Source organism: Neisseria sp. P0022.S009, assembly GCF_051956675.1.
Classification (GTDB): domain Bacteria; phylum Pseudomonadota; class Gammaproteobacteria; order Burkholderiales; family Neisseriaceae; genus Neisseria.
The window spans coordinates 1-17,496 of the sequence record NZ_JBQCXE010000011.1 but is presented as its reverse complement, the minus strand read 5'-3'; the positions used below and the strand labels follow the sequence as shown (position 1 = coordinate 17,496).

At 51.8% G+C, this 17,496-nt stretch carries 18 protein-coding genes and 2 pseudogenes; 11 read left to right on the top strand and 9 right to left on the bottom strand.

Going from position 1 to position 17,496, the window contains the following annotated elements; translation table 11 throughout:
* The 5 genes from ACTHUG_RS10925 to ACTHUG_RS10905 all read left to right on the top strand — a co-directional run.
* Positions 1-773, top strand: a 773-nt coding sequence (locus ACTHUG_RS10925; protein ID WP_440386767.1) for a type VI immunity family protein, incomplete at its 5' end; no start/stop codon positions are given.
* A gap of 730 nt (positions 774-1,503) precedes the next feature.
* Positions 1,504-2,364, top strand: a complete 861-nt coding sequence (locus ACTHUG_RS10920) for an SDR family oxidoreductase (RefSeq protein WP_440386766.1) — start codon at positions 1,504-1,506, stop codon at positions 2,362-2,364.
* Positions 2,354-3,178 carry an ABC transporter ATP-binding protein gene (locus ACTHUG_RS10915; RefSeq protein ID WP_440386765.1) on the top strand — a complete coding sequence of 275 codons (825 nt, stop codon included), beginning with the start codon at positions 2,354-2,356 and terminating at the stop codon, positions 3,176-3,178. Before ACTHUG_RS10920 ends, ACTHUG_RS10915 begins: the two co-directional genes overlap by 11 nt.
* A 101-nt stretch (positions 3,179-3,279) precedes the next feature.
* Positions 3,280-4,797, top strand: a complete 1,518-nt coding sequence (locus ACTHUG_RS10910; RefSeq protein ID WP_440386764.1) for an ABC transporter permease/substrate-binding protein — start codon at positions 3,280-3,282, stop codon at positions 4,795-4,797.
* A 47-nt stretch (positions 4,798-4,844) separates the two neighbouring features.
* The gene (locus tag ACTHUG_RS10905) at positions 4,845-5,798 is read left to right on the top strand and encodes a zinc-binding alcohol dehydrogenase family protein (RefSeq protein WP_315611971.1); all 954 of its coding nucleotides are present in this window, start codon (positions 4,845-4,847) and stop codon (positions 5,796-5,798) included.
* Positions 5,799-6,394: 596 nt separating this feature from the next.
* Here ACTHUG_RS10905 and ACTHUG_RS10900 read toward each other — a convergent pair.
* Entirely contained in the window at positions 6,395-6,742 is a 348-nt protein-coding gene (locus ACTHUG_RS10900) for a hypothetical protein (RefSeq protein WP_440386763.1), read from the bottom strand.
* 86 nt (positions 6,743-6,828) lie between these two features.
* Between ACTHUG_RS10900 and ACTHUG_RS10895 the strand changes: the two genes are divergently transcribed.
* Positions 6,829-7,050 carry a hypothetical protein gene (locus tag ACTHUG_RS10895; RefSeq protein WP_440386769.1) on the top strand — a complete coding sequence of 74 codons (222 nt, stop codon included), beginning with the start codon at positions 6,829-6,831 and terminating at the stop codon, positions 7,048-7,050.
* 124 nt (positions 7,051-7,174) lie between these two features.
* Here ACTHUG_RS10895 and ACTHUG_RS10890 read toward each other — a convergent pair whose 3' ends face one another.
* Positions 7,175-7,294, bottom strand: coding sequence for a DUF924 family protein (locus ACTHUG_RS10890; protein WP_440386762.1), 120 nt, complete (start codon positions 7,292-7,294; stop codon positions 7,175-7,177).
* Positions 7,295-7,333: 39 nt separating this feature from the next.
* Between ACTHUG_RS10890 and ACTHUG_RS10885 the strand changes: the two genes are divergently transcribed.
* Positions 7,334-8,002, top strand: a complete 669-nt coding sequence (locus ACTHUG_RS10885) for a TetR/AcrR family transcriptional regulator (RefSeq protein WP_440386761.1) — start codon at positions 7,334-7,336, stop codon at positions 8,000-8,002.
* Positions 8,003-8,290: 288 nt separating this feature from the next.
* Here the strand turns inward: ACTHUG_RS10885 and ACTHUG_RS10880 are convergent, their stop codons facing one another.
* The 4 genes from ACTHUG_RS10880 to ACTHUG_RS10865 form a co-directional block, all read right to left on the bottom strand.
* Positions 8,291-8,506, bottom strand: coding sequence for a DUF4336 domain-containing protein (locus tag ACTHUG_RS10880; RefSeq protein ID WP_440386768.1), 216 nt, complete (start codon positions 8,504-8,506; stop codon positions 8,291-8,293).
* A 213-nt stretch (positions 8,507-8,719) separates the two neighbouring features.
* The gene (locus tag ACTHUG_RS10875; protein ID WP_440386760.1) at positions 8,720-10,321 is read right to left on the bottom strand and encodes a serine hydrolase domain-containing protein; all 1,602 of its coding nucleotides are present in this window, start codon (positions 10,319-10,321) and stop codon (positions 8,720-8,722) included.
* Entirely contained in the window at positions 10,251-10,514 is a 264-nt protein-coding gene (locus tag ACTHUG_RS10870) for a hypothetical protein (RefSeq protein WP_003778226.1), read from the bottom strand. The genes ACTHUG_RS10875 and ACTHUG_RS10870 overlap by 71 nt, the downstream gene beginning before the upstream one ends.
* A 118-nt stretch (positions 10,515-10,632) precedes the next feature.
* Complete coding sequence (locus tag ACTHUG_RS10865) at positions 10,633-11,211, bottom strand: IS3 family transposase (protein ID WP_440422244.1); 579 nt, start codon at positions 11,209-11,211, stop codon at positions 10,633-10,635.
* Between ACTHUG_RS10865 and ACTHUG_RS10860 the strand changes: the two are divergent.
* Positions 11,113-11,710, top strand: a pseudogene (locus ACTHUG_RS10860) (IS30 family transposase); the annotation flags it as partial. The gene ACTHUG_RS10865 and the pseudogene ACTHUG_RS10860 sit on opposite strands and share 99 nt — an antisense overlap.
* Here the strand turns inward: ACTHUG_RS10860 and ACTHUG_RS10855 are convergent.
* Positions 11,666-11,932 carry a hypothetical protein gene (locus tag ACTHUG_RS10855; RefSeq protein ID WP_224783336.1) on the bottom strand — a complete coding sequence of 89 codons (267 nt, stop codon included), beginning with the start codon at positions 11,930-11,932 and terminating at the stop codon, positions 11,666-11,668. The pseudogene ACTHUG_RS10860 and the gene ACTHUG_RS10855 overlap by 45 nt on opposite strands.
* A 64-nt stretch (positions 11,933-11,996) precedes the next feature.
* Positions 11,997-14,147 (bottom strand): TonB-dependent siderophore receptor, encoded by a 2,151-nt coding sequence (locus ACTHUG_RS10850; protein WP_440386758.1) that lies wholly within the window; start codon positions 14,145-14,147, stop codon positions 11,997-11,999.
* A gap of 234 nt (positions 14,148-14,381) precedes the next feature.
* Between ACTHUG_RS10850 and ACTHUG_RS10845 the strand changes: the two genes are divergently transcribed.
* Positions 14,382-14,729 carry a hypothetical protein gene (locus tag ACTHUG_RS10845; protein ID WP_440386757.1) on the top strand — a complete coding sequence of 116 codons (348 nt, stop codon included), beginning with the start codon at positions 14,382-14,384 and terminating at the stop codon, positions 14,727-14,729.
* Positions 14,730-14,850: 121 nt separating this feature from the next.
* Here ACTHUG_RS10845 and ACTHUG_RS10840 read toward each other — a convergent pair.
* A pseudogene (locus ACTHUG_RS10840) lies at positions 14,851-15,696 on the bottom strand (IS5 family transposase); the annotation flags it as partial.
* A 489-nt stretch (positions 15,697-16,185) separates the two neighbouring features.
* Between ACTHUG_RS10840 and ACTHUG_RS10835 the strand changes: the two are divergent.
* Together ACTHUG_RS10835 and ACTHUG_RS10830 are read left to right on the top strand one after the other, a co-directional pair.
* On the top strand, positions 16,186-16,512 hold the full coding sequence (locus tag ACTHUG_RS10835) for a hypothetical protein (RefSeq protein ID WP_440386756.1): 327 nt from the start codon (positions 16,186-16,188) through the stop codon (positions 16,510-16,512).
* Positions 16,470-17,496: type VI secretion system Vgr family protein (locus ACTHUG_RS10830; protein ID WP_440386755.1), on the top strand; the 1,027-nt coding region annotated here is incomplete at its 3' end. The genes ACTHUG_RS10835 and ACTHUG_RS10830, both read left to right, overlap by 43 nt.

The following is a 17,496-nucleotide window of genomic DNA, read 5'->3' as shown; positions in this document are numbered from 1 at the left end:
AATATCTGTGCAAGAACTTTGATATTTTTCACGGTTATGCCGGACTGAGCATCGTCCTGCCCTACGCCTACCATAAATATCAGTTTTACGAATATTCCGTGACCAAACGCTATTGGGGGGTAACACCTGATTCAGGAGGACATCACGACTCTCTCTGGTACGAGGGCATTAAGTCCGTCAGTTGGTATACCCTTGTCGGCAAAGCGTTCCAAGATAAACTGAACAGCATGGAAATCCAAAACGTTTTAAACCATTATCCGGACATTACGCTGAAGACCTATAACGGCATCATGGTATTCAAAGCAGGAAAATTCCCCGACTTGGGAGATAAAACCAAACCGTTGCCCATTAATTACCTGGTAGTGAACAACCTGATGCGGCCGATACTGACACAAAAGCTGAACGACTCACTACATACTGCTTTCGGCAACGGAAAAAACCGCTACTCAGCTTCCCAAGGCTATTACTGGCTGCATCGTTGGGATAATGCCAATTTTGAAAACGGGATTTTTGATCCTAAAGGGACGAAGCAGGAACTGATGCCTGTTTACCGAGAACGTCCTTTGGAAGCACCTTATGCCGGGATGTGGATACCGGACGATCTTGAGAATGCGATAGAACGACATTTTGAAGAAGGAGAAGTTTTTCCTGATAGGGGAGAGTATTACAAGCACCTTCTAAACGGCACAACGGAAATTGGGAAAGGCTATTGTGTTTGGCGTTTGGTTAAGCGGGACGACGGAGGCAGTGTGCTGGTGGCTTCAGAGTTTTGATTATTTAGGTATCAAACGTAAGTCAAGTTGAAAAACCCAACTTTAATAAAGGCCGTCTGAAAAACCTTTCAGACAGCCTTTTACTTTTAAATTTTGTAAGTGATTGTACTACTGAGCAAAACAGGAGTTAGCAGGCTAAAATACTAGCGTTATGAATTTAACATAATATAAATTAATTTCCTTTTCCCTATTCTTCTACAAATTCCGCTGTTTTGTTCCTATATGTCAAATGAGAATTAATGATACTCAAGAGAGTGTGCTCATAGTACTCCAATTTTTAGTATCAAATCAATAGGTTTTAAGAAATTTATCAGTTTAATTATGCTATAACTCTATCACTTAATTATTTAGTAGTGGAGTAGGGCCGTGGGGACATACCCCAAGCTCTTTAAATTCTTTGCGAATAGAGAAATGCAGTACAAATACTTGGTAATGTAAATGCCACCTAAATTCTAAAAACTAGTAAAAGAGGTCCGTTTTAAGCCATAAGGGACCTGAAAACGGAAAGACCACATATCCTAACCTAATTATTAATATCAGCTTAATAATCAGGTAAGTCTTTCGCGGCTTATCGTATGCAGGAAAACTGCTACAATAAAATAACCATTAATAAACCATCCCTTGAATCTATTCAGTCTACCTGAAACCCAAAAAGCAGCATGCACATGGTTTTACAGAAACCCTGTAAACGGCAAAGCTATCTCTTTAGAAAACGCATAAGGAAAACAACATGAATCTAGCCATCACTGGCTCCAGCGGCAACATCGGCGGTATGGTTGCCCGTCATCTGAGCACACGCGGCCTGCCGCTTATCCTGCCGCTGCGCAACCCCGCCAAAGCGCCCAATCTCATGAACTGCGAGGCGCGACGGTTTGCCTATGGCGATTTGGAGCTTGCTAAGCAGGCTTTAAATGGGGTGGACGTGCTGTTTATGGTGTCCGCCGCCGAAAGTCCGATGCGTGAACAGGAGCATTTGACTCTGGTGCAGGCTGCTTCGGAAGAGGGCGTGCAACACATTGTCTATCTCTCTTTTGCTCAAGCAGCGTTGGACAGCACCTTCACGCTGGCGCGTACCCATGCGGTTACCGAAAATGCAATCCGGCAAACGAATATGCGCTACACCTTTCTGCGCGACAATTTTTACAGTGAGATGATGGCAACGATTGCCAACGCAGACGGCATCATCGCAGGCCCTGCTGATGATGGGTGCATTGCCTGCGTTTCACAGCGCGATGTCGCCCAAGCAGCGGCAAACATTATCGCCGACATCGCATACGGCAACCACCGCCACGACAATCAAACCTACACGCTGACCGGTTCCCAATCATTAAACTTCGCTGAAATAGCCGCCGTCTTAACCGAAATTACCGGCAAACCGCACTGCTACCACAATGAAACTGTGGAAGAAGCCTTCGCCAGCCGCAAAGCTGAGTATCCTGACACGCCCGATTGGCAGATTGAGGCATGGGTTTCCACCTACACCGCCATTGCTAAAGGTGAACTTGCCGCAGTTTCAGACGACCTGCCACAGTTGTTGGGACGTGCACCACTTAATTTTGAAGACGTAGTAAGGGCACAATATGCAAAATAATCTTGTCCCGTTTATCGAATTTCACGGCGCAGGCAAGCAGTATGATGGCAAATATGCTGTGCGCGATTTGGATTTAACCATTTATCAGGGGGAATTTTTCGTGTTGGTGGGCGGTTCGGGCAGCGGCAAATCCACCACGTTGCGCATGATTAACGCGCTAATTGAACCGACCGATGGCAACGTTTATCTGCACGGCAAACGGATTAAAGACTACGACATCCGCCAGCTCCGCCACCAAATTGGTTACGTATTGCAGCAAATCGCCCTGTTCCCCACGATGACTGTAGCGGAAAACATCGAACTCATGCCAGACGTACTTGGCTGGCCGAAAGCAGAACGCAAAATGCGTGTGAATGAATTATTGGAGCTGGTGGAACTTGACCCCGCGCACTACCGCGACCGCTATCCGCACGAACTTTCCGGTGGTGAACAGCAGCGCATCGGCATTTTGCGCGCCATTGCCGCCAAGCCCCAAGTGCTGCTGATGGACGAACCGTTTTCCGCACTCGACCCGCTGGTGCGCACCGTGCTGCAAGACCAAATTGCTATGATTCACCAGAAATTCGGCACCACTATCGTTTTCGTTACCCACGATATGCAGGAAGCCGCCAAACTCGCTTGCCGTATCGGTGTAATGCATAACGGCAAACTGGTACAAATCGGCACACCTGAAGAAATCAAAAAGCAGCCGGCAAACGATTATGTGCAATCTCTGTTTTCCAGCGCCGACGCCCCCGATGCCGAACGCATCATCCACCAATTCTTGCGGTTGGATAAACAGGGACAGGAAGCTGTGAGAAGGGCGGTGTTATGATGGTGAAGGCCGTCTGAAACCTCTTTCAAGGTGCTAACACCTTGCTGTAAAGCAAACATAAACATCTATTATTCAACATACTAACTATAAAATTTAAAACTATGTTCTCATCCCTAAACGTTACTCCGGCAGAACTCTGGCAAATGCTGCTTACGCATTTATGGCTTTCCGGACTGGCTTTGCTCGCGGCAGTGGCGATTGCGGTGCCTGCCGCCGTGTTGTTTGCGCGCAGACAGCGGGTAGCGGAAGCGGTATTGCAGTTCACCAATATATTGCAAACCATCCCGTCTTTGGCGCTGCTGGGCTTGCTGATTCCGTTTGTCGGCATCGGTTCGCCACCCGTCTTGATTGCGCTCACGCTATACGCACTGTTGCCAATTTTTCAAAATACCTATTTGGGGCTGACTCAAATTGACCAATCGATTCAAGATGCGTACACCGCATTCGGGCTATCGCGCTGGCAATCATTGTGGCGGATTGAGCTACCGATGGCGTTGCCTGCCATGATTTCGGGCATCCGCACAGCGGCAGTGCTGATTGTTGGCACGGCAACACTGGCGGCGTTAATCGGCGCAGGCGGCTTGGGTAACCTGATTCTGCTCGGTATCGACCGCAACAACATGACGATGACGTTTACCGGCGCATTGCTCTCCGCGTTACTGGCTGTCGGCGTAAGCGGCATTATCGGACTATTGCAAAAATCGCGACGCAAGTTGCCGATTGTTCTTGCATTGGCGGTGGGCTTAGGCGCACTCGGTCTGTCGCAGATTTCATTTAGGCCTGCCACAAAAAACGTGGTGATTGCCGGCAAAATGGGGAGTGAGCCGGATATTCTGATTAACATGTATAAATTCTTGATTGAACGTGAAAATCCGAACATGAAAGTCACAGTTAAACCTAATTTTGGCAAAACCACTTTCCTGTTTAACGCACTGAAAAGCGGTGAAATCGACATTTATCCTGAATTCACCGGCACAGTGCTGGAAGCCTTAGTACAAGTACCACCTGAACAGAAGAACCGCCATCTGTCGCCAGATGAAATCTATCAACAGGGCAAACAATTATTGGCGGAACAATATCAGTTAGAGTTTCTACCACCGATGTCTTATCAGAACACTTATGCGTTGGCAGTCAAAGAAAGCTACGGTGCATCGCACCAACTGAAAACAATCAGCGACTTGAAGCAGGTAGCGCCCGATATCCGAGCAGGTTTCTCACTGGAATTTATCGACCGAGCAGATGGCTATAAAGGCATGCAGGCTGCCGGTATCACGCTAAAACATATTGTTAGCTTGGAACCAGCCTTACGCTATACGGCATTGTTGAATGACAAAATCGACCTAGTGGAAGCCTTTTCCACCGATGCAGAATTGAAACAATATCAATTGCGCCTACTGAAAGATGATATTTCCCTGTTTCCAGCCTATCAGGGCGCACCGCTGATGAAAGCAGAATTTGCCGAGAAAAATCCTCAAATTGTGACCGCACTTAATCGACTGGCGGGAAAAATTAGCGAAGAGGAAATGAGCGAGATGAACTACCGCGTGAAAGTGCAAGGCGAAAGCGCGGAAAATGTAGCGCGGGATTATTTGGAGAAAAATGGGTTGTTAGGAAAGTAAAATTGGCAGTAGGCTACCTGAAAGCATCAGATTCTTAGGGAGGTATTATGAAAGCCGTAAAAATCTACCAAGCCGGCGGTCCGGAACAACTGATTTATCAAGACGTGCCAACACCTGATATCAAAGAGGGGTGGTCACTGGTAAAAATCAAAGGCTTCGGCATCAACCATTCCGAGATTTTCACGCGTGAAGGCAAATCGCCGTCTGTCCAATTTCCGCGCATCTTGGGCATTGAATGTGTAGGCGAAGTGGTGCAAAGTTCCACACCCGCGCTGGCGGTTGGACAAAAGGTCGTCTCTATTATGGGCGAAATGGGGCGCGCCTTTGACGGCAGCTACGCCGAATATGTGTTGCTGCCCAACGAGCAAATTTACCCCGTTCATACCGATTTGGATTGGACGACCCTTGCCGCAATTCCCGAAACCTACTACACCGCGTTCGGCTCATTACAACAGCTTCGTATCGAGCCGCAAGATCGTGTGTTGGTGCGTGGTGCAGGCAGCGGCGTGGGCATAGCCTTTGCACAGCTGCTTAAAGCGCAGTTTCCGCATATCGAACTGCACGGCTCAACGCGTAATCCTGCTAAAGCTGCCCGTTTGCAAGCGGTCGGATTTGACGGAGTAATTACTGAAGTCGATGGCAAACTACAAACCGACCAAAACTATGACAAAATTCTGGAATTGGTCGGGCCGGCAACTTTGCGTGATTCTTTCTCCCACATCAACGAACACGGTATCGTCTGCAATACAGGGCAGCTTGGTAACGTGTGGGGCGTGAACGATTTTGATCCGATTGTCGAACTCAAAAACAACAGCTATCTCACCGCCTTTTATTCGGGCAATGTGTCGCAAGCCAAGCTGGATGAGATGTTTGACTATATCCGGCAGTTTAATGTGAAAATCTTAATTGAACGCGTGTTTACATTGGAACAAGTTTCCGAAGCCCACCGTTTTTTGCAAAGCGCGGACGGATTCGGAAAAGTGGTGGTAGTCAATGAATAGGGCTATCTAAAATTCTATCAAAGAAATTTAATCATGCTTTGGAATAAAACTGTGATCTGAATTAGTTTATAGATATTGATAAAGAGAAGGCCGTCTGAAATTCTTCAGATGGCCTTTTATATTTGAATTCTGTAAGTGATTGTACAACTAGAAGAAACAGGACTTAGCAGGCTAAAATACTAGCGTCATGAATTTAACATAATATAAATTAATTTCCTTTTTCCTATTCTTCTACAAATTCCGCTTATTGTTCCTATATGTCAAATGAGAATTAATGATACTCTAGAGAGTGTGCTCATAGTACTCCAATTTTTAGTATCAAATCAATAGGTTTTAAGAGAAATTTGGATACTTAGTTTTACTGTATCTCAACCACTTAATTATGGAGTAGTGGAATAGGATAGAAGTTATCAAGCTAAGACAGAGTACCTTCATCTTTTGAAAAAGTTAAAAAGTAGGGTACAGATTAGGTTAAGATAATAGCGATTGTCTAAACTTATTCCACCCAGTTTGGGGGTTAGGTTCTTGCCAATTTTTTATCCCATACGGCAATAGACTTTCAGCACATATTATAATCGAGGGTGTTACTTGCATTGTCATAATATGCCTGAGAAAAGCAGCTTGAAATCCAATTTCCAAAGTCCAAACTGCTTTTTCCAAATTTCAGACGACCCAATTATTCGCACGCTGCCAGCACCAAATCGTTTAACTTCGCTTGCGCGTATCAGGCACGGCAGGCCTTCGATAAAGCCCGCACTTAAAAACACGACGGTCAGTTCGCGTTCGGGATCGACCATATAGAACGTCGAACCGCCGCCCAAGCCGGCGAAGGCGTTCGGATTGGCCAAATAACCACATACGTTCGGCATGTGCCCTGTACCGGGCACAAAACCGCCGTGCAGTCCATAATGGGCTTTGAGTGGGGTAGGTGCAATTTGTCGCATTCACCTTTAAAAATCAGGTTGTCCATATCGCAGCAGTGATTTTGCGCGGCATAGTTTGCCATGGCAGGAGAAAGGATGCGTACGCCTTGTCCGATTTTGTACAGGCGCAGGTTTTCGGCGAAGCGGTGAAAATCGTCAATCGTGTAAAAGGCGTTACCAGCGGGGATTTGGTAGTCGTCCGCCACTTGGCTGTTGAGCAGGTTTTCTACCATCTGCCGACATTCTTATGTAACGATGTGATTAGAAATCCACAAGTAGAAAAATACTTAGCTGACTACCAAGCACATTTAGAAAAAGTATTCGGTTAATTGCAAAATATTCGTTTAGAAGGTGAGCATTTTGGCTCACTTTTTTATTTTTTACATCTATTTCCAGCTGCTTTTGCGTTTTCAGGCTGCCTTAAATCAGCAAAGGCTACCTGAAAATCCGGTTTTAAAACGAAGACCCTTCCTGTTGCAGAAATTCCAACTCTTCCGCCGTGCTGTCGCGGCCGAGTACGGCGTTGCGGTAGAGATGCCGTCTGAAACGCCGCCGTATTGCCATTGCCGCCATGGGGAAATATGATGAGTATCCGACTTGCGGATAACTTTAATGAAAACCCTTTATGAACAAAATCAAAAGCTTCCTATCGTCATGACCGCCAGCAAACAACAAACCATCGCTGATACCGCCCGCCGCCTGTTCCGCGAACACGGCTTTTCCGCCGTATCCGTAGGCGGAATCTGCGCCGAGGCTGCCGTCAGCCGCGTTACCTTTTACAAATATTACAGCGGCAAAAACGCGCTCTTGCAGGAAATCGTTACCGAACAGAAAAACCGCGTCCGCGCAGAATTCGAAAACCTGCTCGCACGGCAATGCAGCCTGCGCGAAGCCGCCGAAGCCGTGTTCGCCCTACAAAAACAATCGTTTGAAGAGCTCTATTCCGTCGCCTTCCTGCGCGACATCGAAGAAAACACCGATTTGGAGCTGGAGCGGTTTTTCCATGAGTTGAACGAAGAAAAATACGCCTTTATGCGCGGCTTCTTCCACACACTGCAACAACGCCGCCTGATTCAGCCCGATTTGCCGGTGGAACTCATCGACCTGTTCATCCGTCAGGCGGATATATTGATGCGCCATCCGCAACTGGCCGCGCTTTATGCCGCTGCGCCGCAAAAGCTGCCGCAAGACGTATTAGGATTGCTGCTGCACGGTTTGGCGGGAGAGGAAGGAACGGGTGAGGAGATTGATTTTTTGGGGAAGATGAAAGGGATTTGCTGAATTTCTCATAAAACGTCGTCTGAAAACGAATTGTCGATTTTCAGACGATGTTTTAATTAGGTGGCACTAGATTGGCACTAAATGCCACACGATTCTTTGTCGGTTACTTGGGATTTGGAATGGCAGCAAGTGGATTGGGTGGGGAACTGCATGGGTTTACCCCGATGTAAGCAGATCAGACAGGGAACGGATTTAGTGAATTTGTCAGCGGAACATCTGCAAGCACATGCCTGCAATATTGGACGAAATCGGGCTATTTATATCGTCGTCAAACGCGATGGCGATGCCCTACGCCGCCGCCCGTTCGCGCACGCCAGCACTTGCCCACACCAGTGCCTGCGGATAGCGCGCCTGCCATGCGCTAATGTGAGCGTAATGGATTTTGTTGGGCGAGACCAAATGCCTTACTTCGCCCAGCGCGTCGATTTGCGCGAACAACTCGGGCGCGGGGTCGATGGGCGAGTGGCACCACAAACCGCCATCCGCGAGCCGCACCACGGCCATGCGGGTGCTGAACGGGATTTTGACGCCGAGCGGAAACGCCATGCAGATTTCGCCGCCGTCGGTAATCCAGATGTTTTGATCGAAGGGTTTGAGGGTGTTCAGCGGGTGGTAGAGATGGATGGCGGACTTGGGGTGTTCTTTTCAGGCTGTGTAATCTTCAAATTCCCAATCAAAATAACGTATGAGTTGGTAGGTCGTGCATTTATGCCCGACCTACGGTTTCGTCCCCGCATCATCCACCGTTTCTTCCAGCCACAGCCGCACGGTTTTGCCTTTGACAAAATCGGCGTTGCCTTCAAATATGCGTTTTTCGCAGACTACGCGGTAGTCTCGCTCTTGGATATCGCCGTTGTTTTGGTGGCGGGTGGGCAGAGCTTGGCACTTGCCTGCGTCGGCAAATTTGGCGTGCAGGTCTTTCAGACGGCCTTTGGGTACGGCGGGATGCGGTTTGTTTTGTTTGATGAGCAGCAGGACGCGCTCGAAGTTGCGGGTGAGGGCGGGGTGTTGGTCGGGGATGGGGACGTGGGTTTTTTGGTAGCGCGGGTTGATACGCGCGGCGATGCCTTCAATGATGGCTTCAGTATCTACGCCTGCCAAATTGGTTAACACGACAATATCGGTGCCGTCGCCTTCGTAGCGGCGCAGCTCGGTGCTGAAGCCCTGCCATGCGCCGGGGTGGCCGCTCATGGGGCTGCCGTCGGGAGCGGGGACGAGCGACCAGCCGAAGCCGTAGGGGTAGCTGTCGCCGTTGTTGAGGCGGGCGGGGGTGAAGATTTCGCGCCAGGATTCGGGCTTGAGGATTTGGCGTGCTTCTACGGCGGCGAGCCAGCGGCGGTAGTCGTGTAGCGTGAGATAGAGCGAGCCGTCGGCGGTTTGGTTGTGGTAGGGGGCGACCCATTCTTGGTTTTTCAGGCTGCCGTCAGCGTCGTCAAGCTCATAACCTGCGGCGCGGTGTGGGACGATGTCGCGCTCGCTGATCACGCGGGCGGAAGTCATGCCCAGCGGGGCGAACACGCGCTCTTGCAGGATTTCGCCGTAGTGTTTGCCGGAGACGCGGGTGATGACGGCGCCGAGGACGGCGTAGCCGTTGTTGCTGTATGCCCAGCGGCTGCCTAGTTTGAATTGCAGCGGGGCGGTGTAGATGCGGCGCAGCATTTGTTTTTCGCTGCTGTTTTGCTGCCAGTCGGTTTCAGTGTTGCCGATGCCGCCAGTGTGGTTGAGCAGGTGGCGGATGGTGATGGGCTGCCAGCTTTTGGGCGCTTCGGGCAGGTAGGCACGCACGGATTGGTCGAGGTGGATTTTACCGTCTTCCACCAACAGCATCACGACGGCAGCGGCGAACATTTTGCCGATGGAGGCCGTCTGAAACACGGTGTCGGCAGAGACGGGGATTTGGTGTTCTACGTTTGCCAGCCCGTAGCCTTGTTGTTTGACGATGTTACCGTTGCGGTAGATGCCGACGGCAAGGCCGGGGATTTTTTGCCGCTCAAGCTCGGCTTGGGCGAAGTCGTCGATGGGGTCGGCGAGGGCGGGGAGGGATAGGGCGAGTAGGAGAGGGAGGATGAGGTTTTTTTTCATGGGATTGCCTTTTGGGTTGGGACAGGGTAAGCCGTAGGCGGTAAATTGGTAATATTCGGCAAGGCGCGCGGCGGCTTTGCGGCTGCCTTGTTCGGCTTGTGTGGTTACGGCGGCAAGGTCTTGCGGCAAAATGTCAAAATACTGCGGCGTGGCGGGAGGCGTCGGGTTAGTAGTTTTTTGCCAGCTCGGCCAGATGCGGCGACAGGGTTTCGCCCGCCTGCGCGGCTTGGTAGGCAAGATAAGCGGCTTGGTATTTGTAGTAACCGTCGTATTGCTGTTGAGCTTGTCGCAGCAGGGTTTTGCCGTTGGGCTGTTCGGTTTGGTCGGGGGCTTGGCTGGGGCTGGCGGTCATGGCGGGCGGCTCGTGGATGTTTGGATTGGAATCGGTGCAGGCGGCGAGCAGGATAAGGGCTGTGATTAGGGGTCGCATGGGGTTTTCTTTCGGGCGGGGCTGCTTTGATGCTGGCGGATTCGCATTTGAAGTGTAACTTTCCATAACAGAAAAAGGTGAACTGGCCCCCAAATCTTGGACGCTCATAAAAGCCTTTTCAGGCGCTCTGTGTAAGCTGGGTTCTGTATGCGACAGGACTCAGCTTTTTCAATTTCAAACTGCAACGCTCCCGGTTGTAGTAATCCATATAATCATCTATCTGTTTCATCAATTCGTCCACCGTCAATTCTCCTGCGTTATAGAAACACTCCGTCTTCAACACCGCAAAGAAGCTTTCCATCGGCGCATCGTCCCAGCAGTTCGCCTTACGCGACATGCTTTGAACCATGGAATGCTCCGCAAGCAATTCCCTATACCCCGCCGTACGGTACAGCACACCTTGGTCGGAATGCAGCATCGTTCCCTTATCAGTCAGACGGGGTGCGGCTTTTTCGAGCATTTCCTTCACCATTTCGCTGTTAGCATTGCGTCTCATGGCGTAGGCGACGATCTCGCGGTTGAACAAGTCCAAGATTGGCGAGAGGTACAGTTTGCCGTCGCTCCCTTTGAGTTCGGTCACGTCGGTCAACCATTTTTCATTGGGCTTTTGGGCTTTGAACCGGCGTTTGAGGAGGTGTTCCAATACCTGTCCCGCCACTGCACCATCGCCGAAATCGCCAAACAGCTTAATCGCCACAAAAGCACCATCAGCCGCGAAATCAAACGGCACCGTACCCAAGGGCAGCAATACAGCGCCGAAAAATCACAACGGCAAAGCCGGCTGACCAAACAGCGCCGGCGAAAACCTTACAAGCTCGATTCGCAGCTGATTCAGTACATCGACACCCTTATCCGCCGCAAACTCAGTCCCGAACAAGTATGCGCCTACCTGCATAAACACCACCGGATCACACTCCATCACAGCACCGTTTACCGCTACCTTCGGCCAAGACAAAAGCAACGGCGGCACCTTGTGGCAACACTTCAGAATATGCAGCAAAACCTACCGCAAACGCTACGGCAGCACATAGACCAGAGGCAAAGTGCCCAACCGCGTCGGTATAGAAAACCGACCCGCCGTCGTCGACCAAAAAGCCCGCATCGGCGATTGGGAAGCCGACACCATCGTCGGCAAAGGACAGAAAAGTGCATTATTGACCTTGGTTGGACGCGTTACCCGCTACGCCATCATCTGCAATGAGTTCGGAAACTGCGTGCATCGCAGGGCGACATAAATTCTGGTTATGCGCCAGGATACATTGATAATCGACGCAATAGGTGTGGTAATCCTCGACCTCAATGTTGTAGACAGTGGTGCGGCAGCGGCGGTAATGTCGTTGTCCGAGCAGGTTCTCGTTGTTCGGTACGTCTGCCCAATCCAATGTCGGGCGATTCAGTGATTCGTCAGTTAGAACCATCTCATAGCTGTTGCCTAAATTCGACTCTTTCCAGCCGTAAGCCAGGTTGGTTGGCTGTGCCCATTTAAAAGCGGTATTTGAAGCCCAACACTGCGCTGCGCGCTTCGCCGTAGGCGAGGAAGGTGGAAAGCGTACGGTAGCGGGTGTTGAAGACATTGTTGACGTTTAAGGTGGCTTCGGAGTTTTTGCCGATGTGGTAGGCGGCCATCAGGTCAACCAGGGTGTAAGCTTTCTGGGTGGCAGACTTGCGGGCGCGTTCGAGCGAGGGAGCGTCGTTTTCGTCGGCCAGCGCGCTTTTGTTGATGTTGCTGGTTTTACTCTGCCAGCGCAGGCTGCCGCCGAGGGTGAGACGCTCGTTCAAATCATAGGTGGTGGCGAGTTTGATTTGGTGGCGCGGCAGGTCGGCTTCGTAGGAGTCTTCGCCGCCTTTGCGGTTTTGCACGGTGTAGCCTGCGCTGACGAACCAGTTGTCGTTAATGCGGCCGGCAGCTTCGGTTTCAAAGCCGCGTGTGCGGATGTTGTCTTCGGAGACGTAGTAGTCGCCGCTTTCCACGTATTTGGGCATGCCATTTTTACGGGTGTCAAAGAGGGCGGCGGAGACGTTGAGGCGTTGGTCGAAAAATTCGCCTTTGAGGCCAACTTCGATGTTGCGGCCGGTGGTGGGCTTGAGGAATCGTCCGTCTTGGCCTTTGTCGAACACGGGCTCGAAGGAGGTGCCGTAGCTGGTGTAGGCGGAGAGTTGGTCGGTGAGGTCATACACGGCGCCGATGTAGGGGGTGGCTTTGCTGCGGTTTACTTTTTCGTTTGTGCCTTCAACGTGTTCGGCTTTCTGCATGGTGATGCGGCTGTACCGTGCGCCGCCGATCAGGGCGAGGCGCTCGGTGGGGCGGAAGCGGGTGGCGAAGTAGCCGCCGAACTGGCGGGCTTGGATGTCGTCGTCGGCGGTGTATTCGTAGTCGGCGGGGTTGGCGGGGCGCAGGCTGTGGTCGTTCAGGAAGTCATGCAGGCCGAAGGCGTTGTCGTAACGGGCAAAGCGGCTGGGGGCGCGGTTTTTGGTGTTGAAGCCGCTGATGCCGAACAGGATGTCGTGTTTGCGACCGAGAAGGTTGTATTTGCCGTCCACCGAGGCGACGAAGCTATGGGTGGTGCTTTTTTCGCCGGAATCGGTTTCGAGCAGGTCGATTTGGCGGGTGTCGTGGTCGGTTTTCATCGCCGCGTAGCCCTGCCGGTCGTGTATGGTGTTGCGCGTCCAGTTGTATTCGAGCTTGGTTTTCCAATCGGGTGAGAAGCGGTGGCGTACTTCGGTGAACACGTTGCGGCTGCTGTATTTGTAGGATGTGCCTTTAGGCGAATTGTTGGCGCGGCGGCTGATTTCGTTTTTCAGCGGGTAGCCTTCGCTGTCGTAGGCGGTGGGCAGGAAGATGGGGGTGTCGGTTTCGCGGCGGTTTTGCAGCTGGGTGCCGACGGAGAAGGTGGTGGCGGGGGCGGCATCCCATTCGGCCACGGCATAGAGGCTGCTGTTGCGCATTTTCGCGTCTTCAATTTGATAGCCGCTGCGGTCATGCCCCGCCACGATGCGAGCGCGCAGGCTGCTGCTGGCGTTCAGGCTGCCTGAAACATCGCCGCTCACGCCCCGGCGGCTGTGGTTGCCGGCTTCGGTGCCGATTTCGGCTTTGAAGTCTTTGGTCGGACGTTTGCGCACTAGGCTCACCTGCGCGGAGGGGTCGCCCGTGCCGCCCAAGAGGGCAGACGCGCCGCGCAGCACTTCCACGCGGTCGAGCGCACGGGTATCCACGCCGCCCCAACCTGTCCACGAGTCTTTGCTGAAACCGGAGCTGCGGTAGGGTACGCCGTCCATCTGGAAGTTTTTCACTTCCATGCCGCGCGAGTGCAGGCCGGCATAGCGGTCGCTGCCGCCGCTGCCGCTTTTGACGGTTACGCCGTTGGCCTGCTCCATCACTTTGCGCAGGCTGTCGAGTTTCCAGTCTTCCATCTGTTTAGAGGTGGTTACGCTCACGCTCTGCGGCGTTTCGCGCAGGGTTATGGCGATGCCCAGCGGGGCGTAGGTGCCGCCGGTGGAATAGCCTTGGTTGAGCGTGGCGGGTTTTGTGCCGGTAACGGTGACCGTATCCAAGGTGGCTTCGTCTTCGGCAAAGGCAAACAGCGGCATCAGCGCCAGCGCGAGCAGAGTGGGACGGCTTTTCGGGTATTTCATAAGGATGTCCTTGGTGGTGGTTAAAGTTGAGAACGATAGCGATTATACTTTTTCCGCATTGTTTTTATAAGTTTTGTTTGAATTTGTTTTACAGAAGCACGCAGAGGCCGTCTGAAACGGCTGTTCAGACAGACGGCCTTTTCCGTTTGTGCTCCAGCGGACGGCCTGCGGTTGAGACACGCCGCAAAGCGTGCTAAAAGGCGGCCTTTCCCGTTTGAACCGATTGGAGTTCCCATGCCTACCCGCCGTGAATTTTTATTGTCTACCGCCAGCGCGACCGTGTTGCTTACCGTGGGCGGCTGCGCTGCGTTGGGCGGCGCGTTGGATAATGCCGTCGAATCGGCCGCCGCCGTAACCTGCGTGTTTGGCGACGGGATGCGGCTGGTGGCGGTGGCGGTGAAGTACCGCGCCGATGTGTCTGCCGCCGTGCTTGAGCCGTCGCAATACGGCGTGGCGGGGCGCACGGTGGAGCGCGTTTATGTGGCGCAAAGTACCGCTGTATCAGGGCAACGGCGCGATTGCGTGGGCGTCACCCGAATTTCAGGCGCAGCATCCCTGCTTTGTGATTGCGCCCGAGTTTGACGAAATTATTGTGGACGATACCAGCACCGCGTCCAACTATCTCGATGCCACTATCAACCTAATCAAACACTTGAAAACCAAGTTACCCATCGACGGCAAACGGCTCTACACCACCGGCCAGTCGGGCGGCGGCATGATGTCGATTGCGCTTCGTTTGCGCTTCCGTCAGCGGACGGTTGCGGTGGGCTTTGCGCATAATGCCGTCCAGTAACTGATGCTCTTTCAGATGTTTCTGGTTTTCCTCACTGTCATAGCCTTTGTTGGCATAGACGGTCTTACCTTCGGCTATCCCTTCCAACAAAGGAGACAGGTGGTTGCACTCATGGGTATTGGCGGGGGTGATGTGCAGTTTCTCGATATAGCCTTCCCCATCGGTACGGGTATGTTGTTTGTAACCGAGTTTGTAGAGGCCGTTTTTCTTTGTCCAACGGGCATCTTTGTCCTTACCCGGTGTGGTTTGGCCGCTGACTTGTCCTTCTTCATCGACTTCTATAGCCTGACGCTGTTTGCTGCCGGCGGTCTGAATAATGGTGGCGTCAATGACGGCGGCGGATGCTTTCTCTATTTTTAAGCCTTTTTCGGTCAATTGTCGGTTAATCAGTTCCAGCAATTCGGACAGGGTGTCGTCTTGCGCCAGCCGGTTGCGGTAGCGGCACAAGGTGCTGTAATCGGGGATGCTCAGTTCGTCAAAACGGCAAAACAGGTTGAAATCGATGCGGGTAATGAGGCTGTGTTCGAGTTCGGGATCGGAGAGGCTGTGCCATTGTCCGGGCAGGACGGCTTTGAACATGGACAGCAGGGGATAGGCGGGACGGCCGCGGTGGTCTCTAAGGTAACGGGTTCTTTGACGGTTCAGGTATTGTTCGATCGGTTGCCAATCAATCACCTGATCCAACTTCAATAGTGGGAAGCGGCCGGTGTGTTTGGCGATCATGGCTTGGGCGGTTTTCCGGAAGAAGGTGCTCATGAGAAATCCCCTAAATGTCTTGGTGAGAATTTAGGGGATTTTTGGGGGATTTTGCAAAGGTCTCATGCCGTCTGAAAATCTTCAGGCGGCCTTTTTGTTTTTAGATTCTGTAAGTGATTGTACTACTGAAAGAAACAGGAGTTAGCAGACTAAAATACTAGCGTCATGAATTTAACATAATATAAATTAATTTCCTTTTCCCTATTCTTCTACAAATTCCGCTGTTTTGTTCCTATATGTCAAATGAGAATTAATGATACTCAAGAGAGTGTGTTCATAGTACTCCAATTTTTAGTATAAAATCAATAGGTTTTAAGCTGCTTAATTTACCACTTTCCCCCTGTATGGTGGAATAGGGCAGGGATAAATGTCTCTTTATCCCTTATTTCAACCGCTCAGACGGCCTTTTCCCCATTCATCCCATTCGCTTTACCATCGGTATTATCCCCGTTATCATACAGTGTTCATCGTCAGTCGGATATTACCCTTATGACCGCCCGCCAATCCTACCACCTTACCTTTGCCCGTTTTTCACCTTCACTTTCAGTCCGCTCCTTCAGCGCATCCGAAGCGGTCAATACCGCCTACCGTGTCGAAATCACCGCCACTTCTACCGATTCCTCCCTGCCTCTGTCTTCTTACCTTAACCAGCGCGCAGCATTTGAGATTCGTCCGCAAGAAGGCTTACTGTCGGAAGTGGTCAGTGCATTCGGTTCTGCTTCAGACGATCCCCGGCGAAGCAATGGCAGGGCATCATCACCTCATGCGAGAAGTTGTCCGTATCCAAGGATGAAACCGTTTACCGCTTTGTTTTAGAGCCGCGCTTCGCGGCAATGAAACATTTCCAAACCTCCCGACTGTTTCAACACCAAACCGTCCCCGACATCGTTGCCGCCGTCTTCAAACATCACGGCTTCTCCGGTGTCGACTACCGTTTCCAAAAGAGCCGCAGCTACACCGTCCGCGAGTATGTAACCCAGTATCTCGAAAGCGACTTTACCTTTATCAACCGTCTGTGTGAAGAAGAGGGCATTTGGTATGCCTTCGAACAACATGAACAACATGGCGACGTAGTCGTCTTCGGCGACAGTCCCGAACACTATTTGCGCAGCCAAGGCCTACCCATTTCCTACCGCCCCCATGCCGGATTGGAGAGTGTCGGTACCGAAGCACTCTTTAACTTAAGCATCCGCCACAACCCCATTGTTGAAGGCATACGCACGGCCGACTACAACTACCGCAGCGCCGATACCGACCTCTTTGCCGAAACCGACAACAAACAATCAGAAGAGTCAGCCGACAATACCATCTTATTGGGCAAACAGCAGCATTGGGGCCTTCATCCCAAAACAACCGACGAAGCCCAAGTTCAGACGACCCTGTTGAACGAAGCCAACCTCTGCCGTCAAACCGTCGCCAACGGCAGCGGTAACGTCGTCTCCATGACACCGATGAAAGTGTTCCAAACCGATGTCTCCTTCCCAGAAGCACCCGACGGCTGGCTGGTACTTTCCATGGAACACAGCGGCAGCCGCGATACCGCCTACACCCATACCTTTACCGCCATCCCCGCCCAACTCGCCTACCGTCCCGAACGCACCACCCCGCGTCCGCATATCGACGGCACCTTGCCGGCACGGGTAACTGCGGCGGAGAACTGCACCTATGCCTACATCGACGACATGGGCCGCTACCGCGTCAAATTACCGTTTGATTTAGACGAATGGAGTCCGGGTGGGGAAAGCCGTCCCGTCCGACTGGCCAAACCCTATGCCGGTCCCGAATACGGCATCCACTTCC

Bases quoted from the DNA above. Each gene is read 5' to 3' on its own strand.
- ACTHUG_RS10905 (WP_315611971.1), top strand. From the start codon at position 4,845: ATGAAAGCCGTAAAAATCTACCAAGCCGGCGGTCCGGAACAACTGATT.
- ACTHUG_RS10890 (WP_440386762.1), bottom strand. From the start codon at position 7,294: ATGGCGGCAATGGCAATACGGCGGCGTTTCAGACGGCATCTCTACCGC.
- ACTHUG_RS10900 (WP_440386763.1), bottom strand. From the start codon at position 6,742: ATGCGACAAATTGCACCTACCCCACTCAAAGCCCATTATGGACTGCAC.
- ACTHUG_RS10870 (WP_003778226.1), bottom strand. From the start codon at position 10,514: ATGCGACCCCTAATCACAGCCCTTATCCTGCTCGCCGCCTGCACCGAT.
- ACTHUG_RS10915 (WP_440386765.1), top strand. From the start codon at position 2,354: ATGCAAAATAATCTTGTCCCGTTTATCGAATTTCACGGCGCAGGCAAG.
- ACTHUG_RS10850 (WP_440386758.1), bottom strand. From the start codon at position 14,147: ATGAAATACCCGAAAAGCCGTCCCACTCTGCTCGCGCTGGCGCTGATG.
- ACTHUG_RS10885 (WP_440386761.1), top strand. From the start codon at position 7,334: ATGAAAACCCTTTATGAACAAAATCAAAAGCTTCCTATCGTCATGACC.
- ACTHUG_RS10835 (WP_440386756.1), top strand. From the start codon at position 16,186: ATGACCGCCCGCCAATCCTACCACCTTACCTTTGCCCGTTTTTCACCT.
- ACTHUG_RS10880 (WP_440386768.1), bottom strand. From the start codon at position 8,506: ATGGCCGTGGTGCGGCTCGCGGATGGCGGTTTGTGGTGCCACTCGCCC.
- ACTHUG_RS10920 (WP_440386766.1), top strand. From the start codon at position 1,504: ATGAATCTAGCCATCACTGGCTCCAGCGGCAACATCGGCGGTATGGTT.
- ACTHUG_RS10855 (WP_224783336.1), bottom strand. From the start codon at position 11,932: ATGGTTCTAACTGACGAATCACTGAATCGCCCGACATTGGATTGGGCA.
- ACTHUG_RS10845 (WP_440386757.1), top strand. From the start codon at position 14,382: ATGCCTACCCGCCGTGAATTTTTATTGTCTACCGCCAGCGCGACCGTG.
- ACTHUG_RS10910 (WP_440386764.1), top strand. From the start codon at position 3,280: ATGTTCTCATCCCTAAACGTTACTCCGGCAGAACTCTGGCAAATGCTG.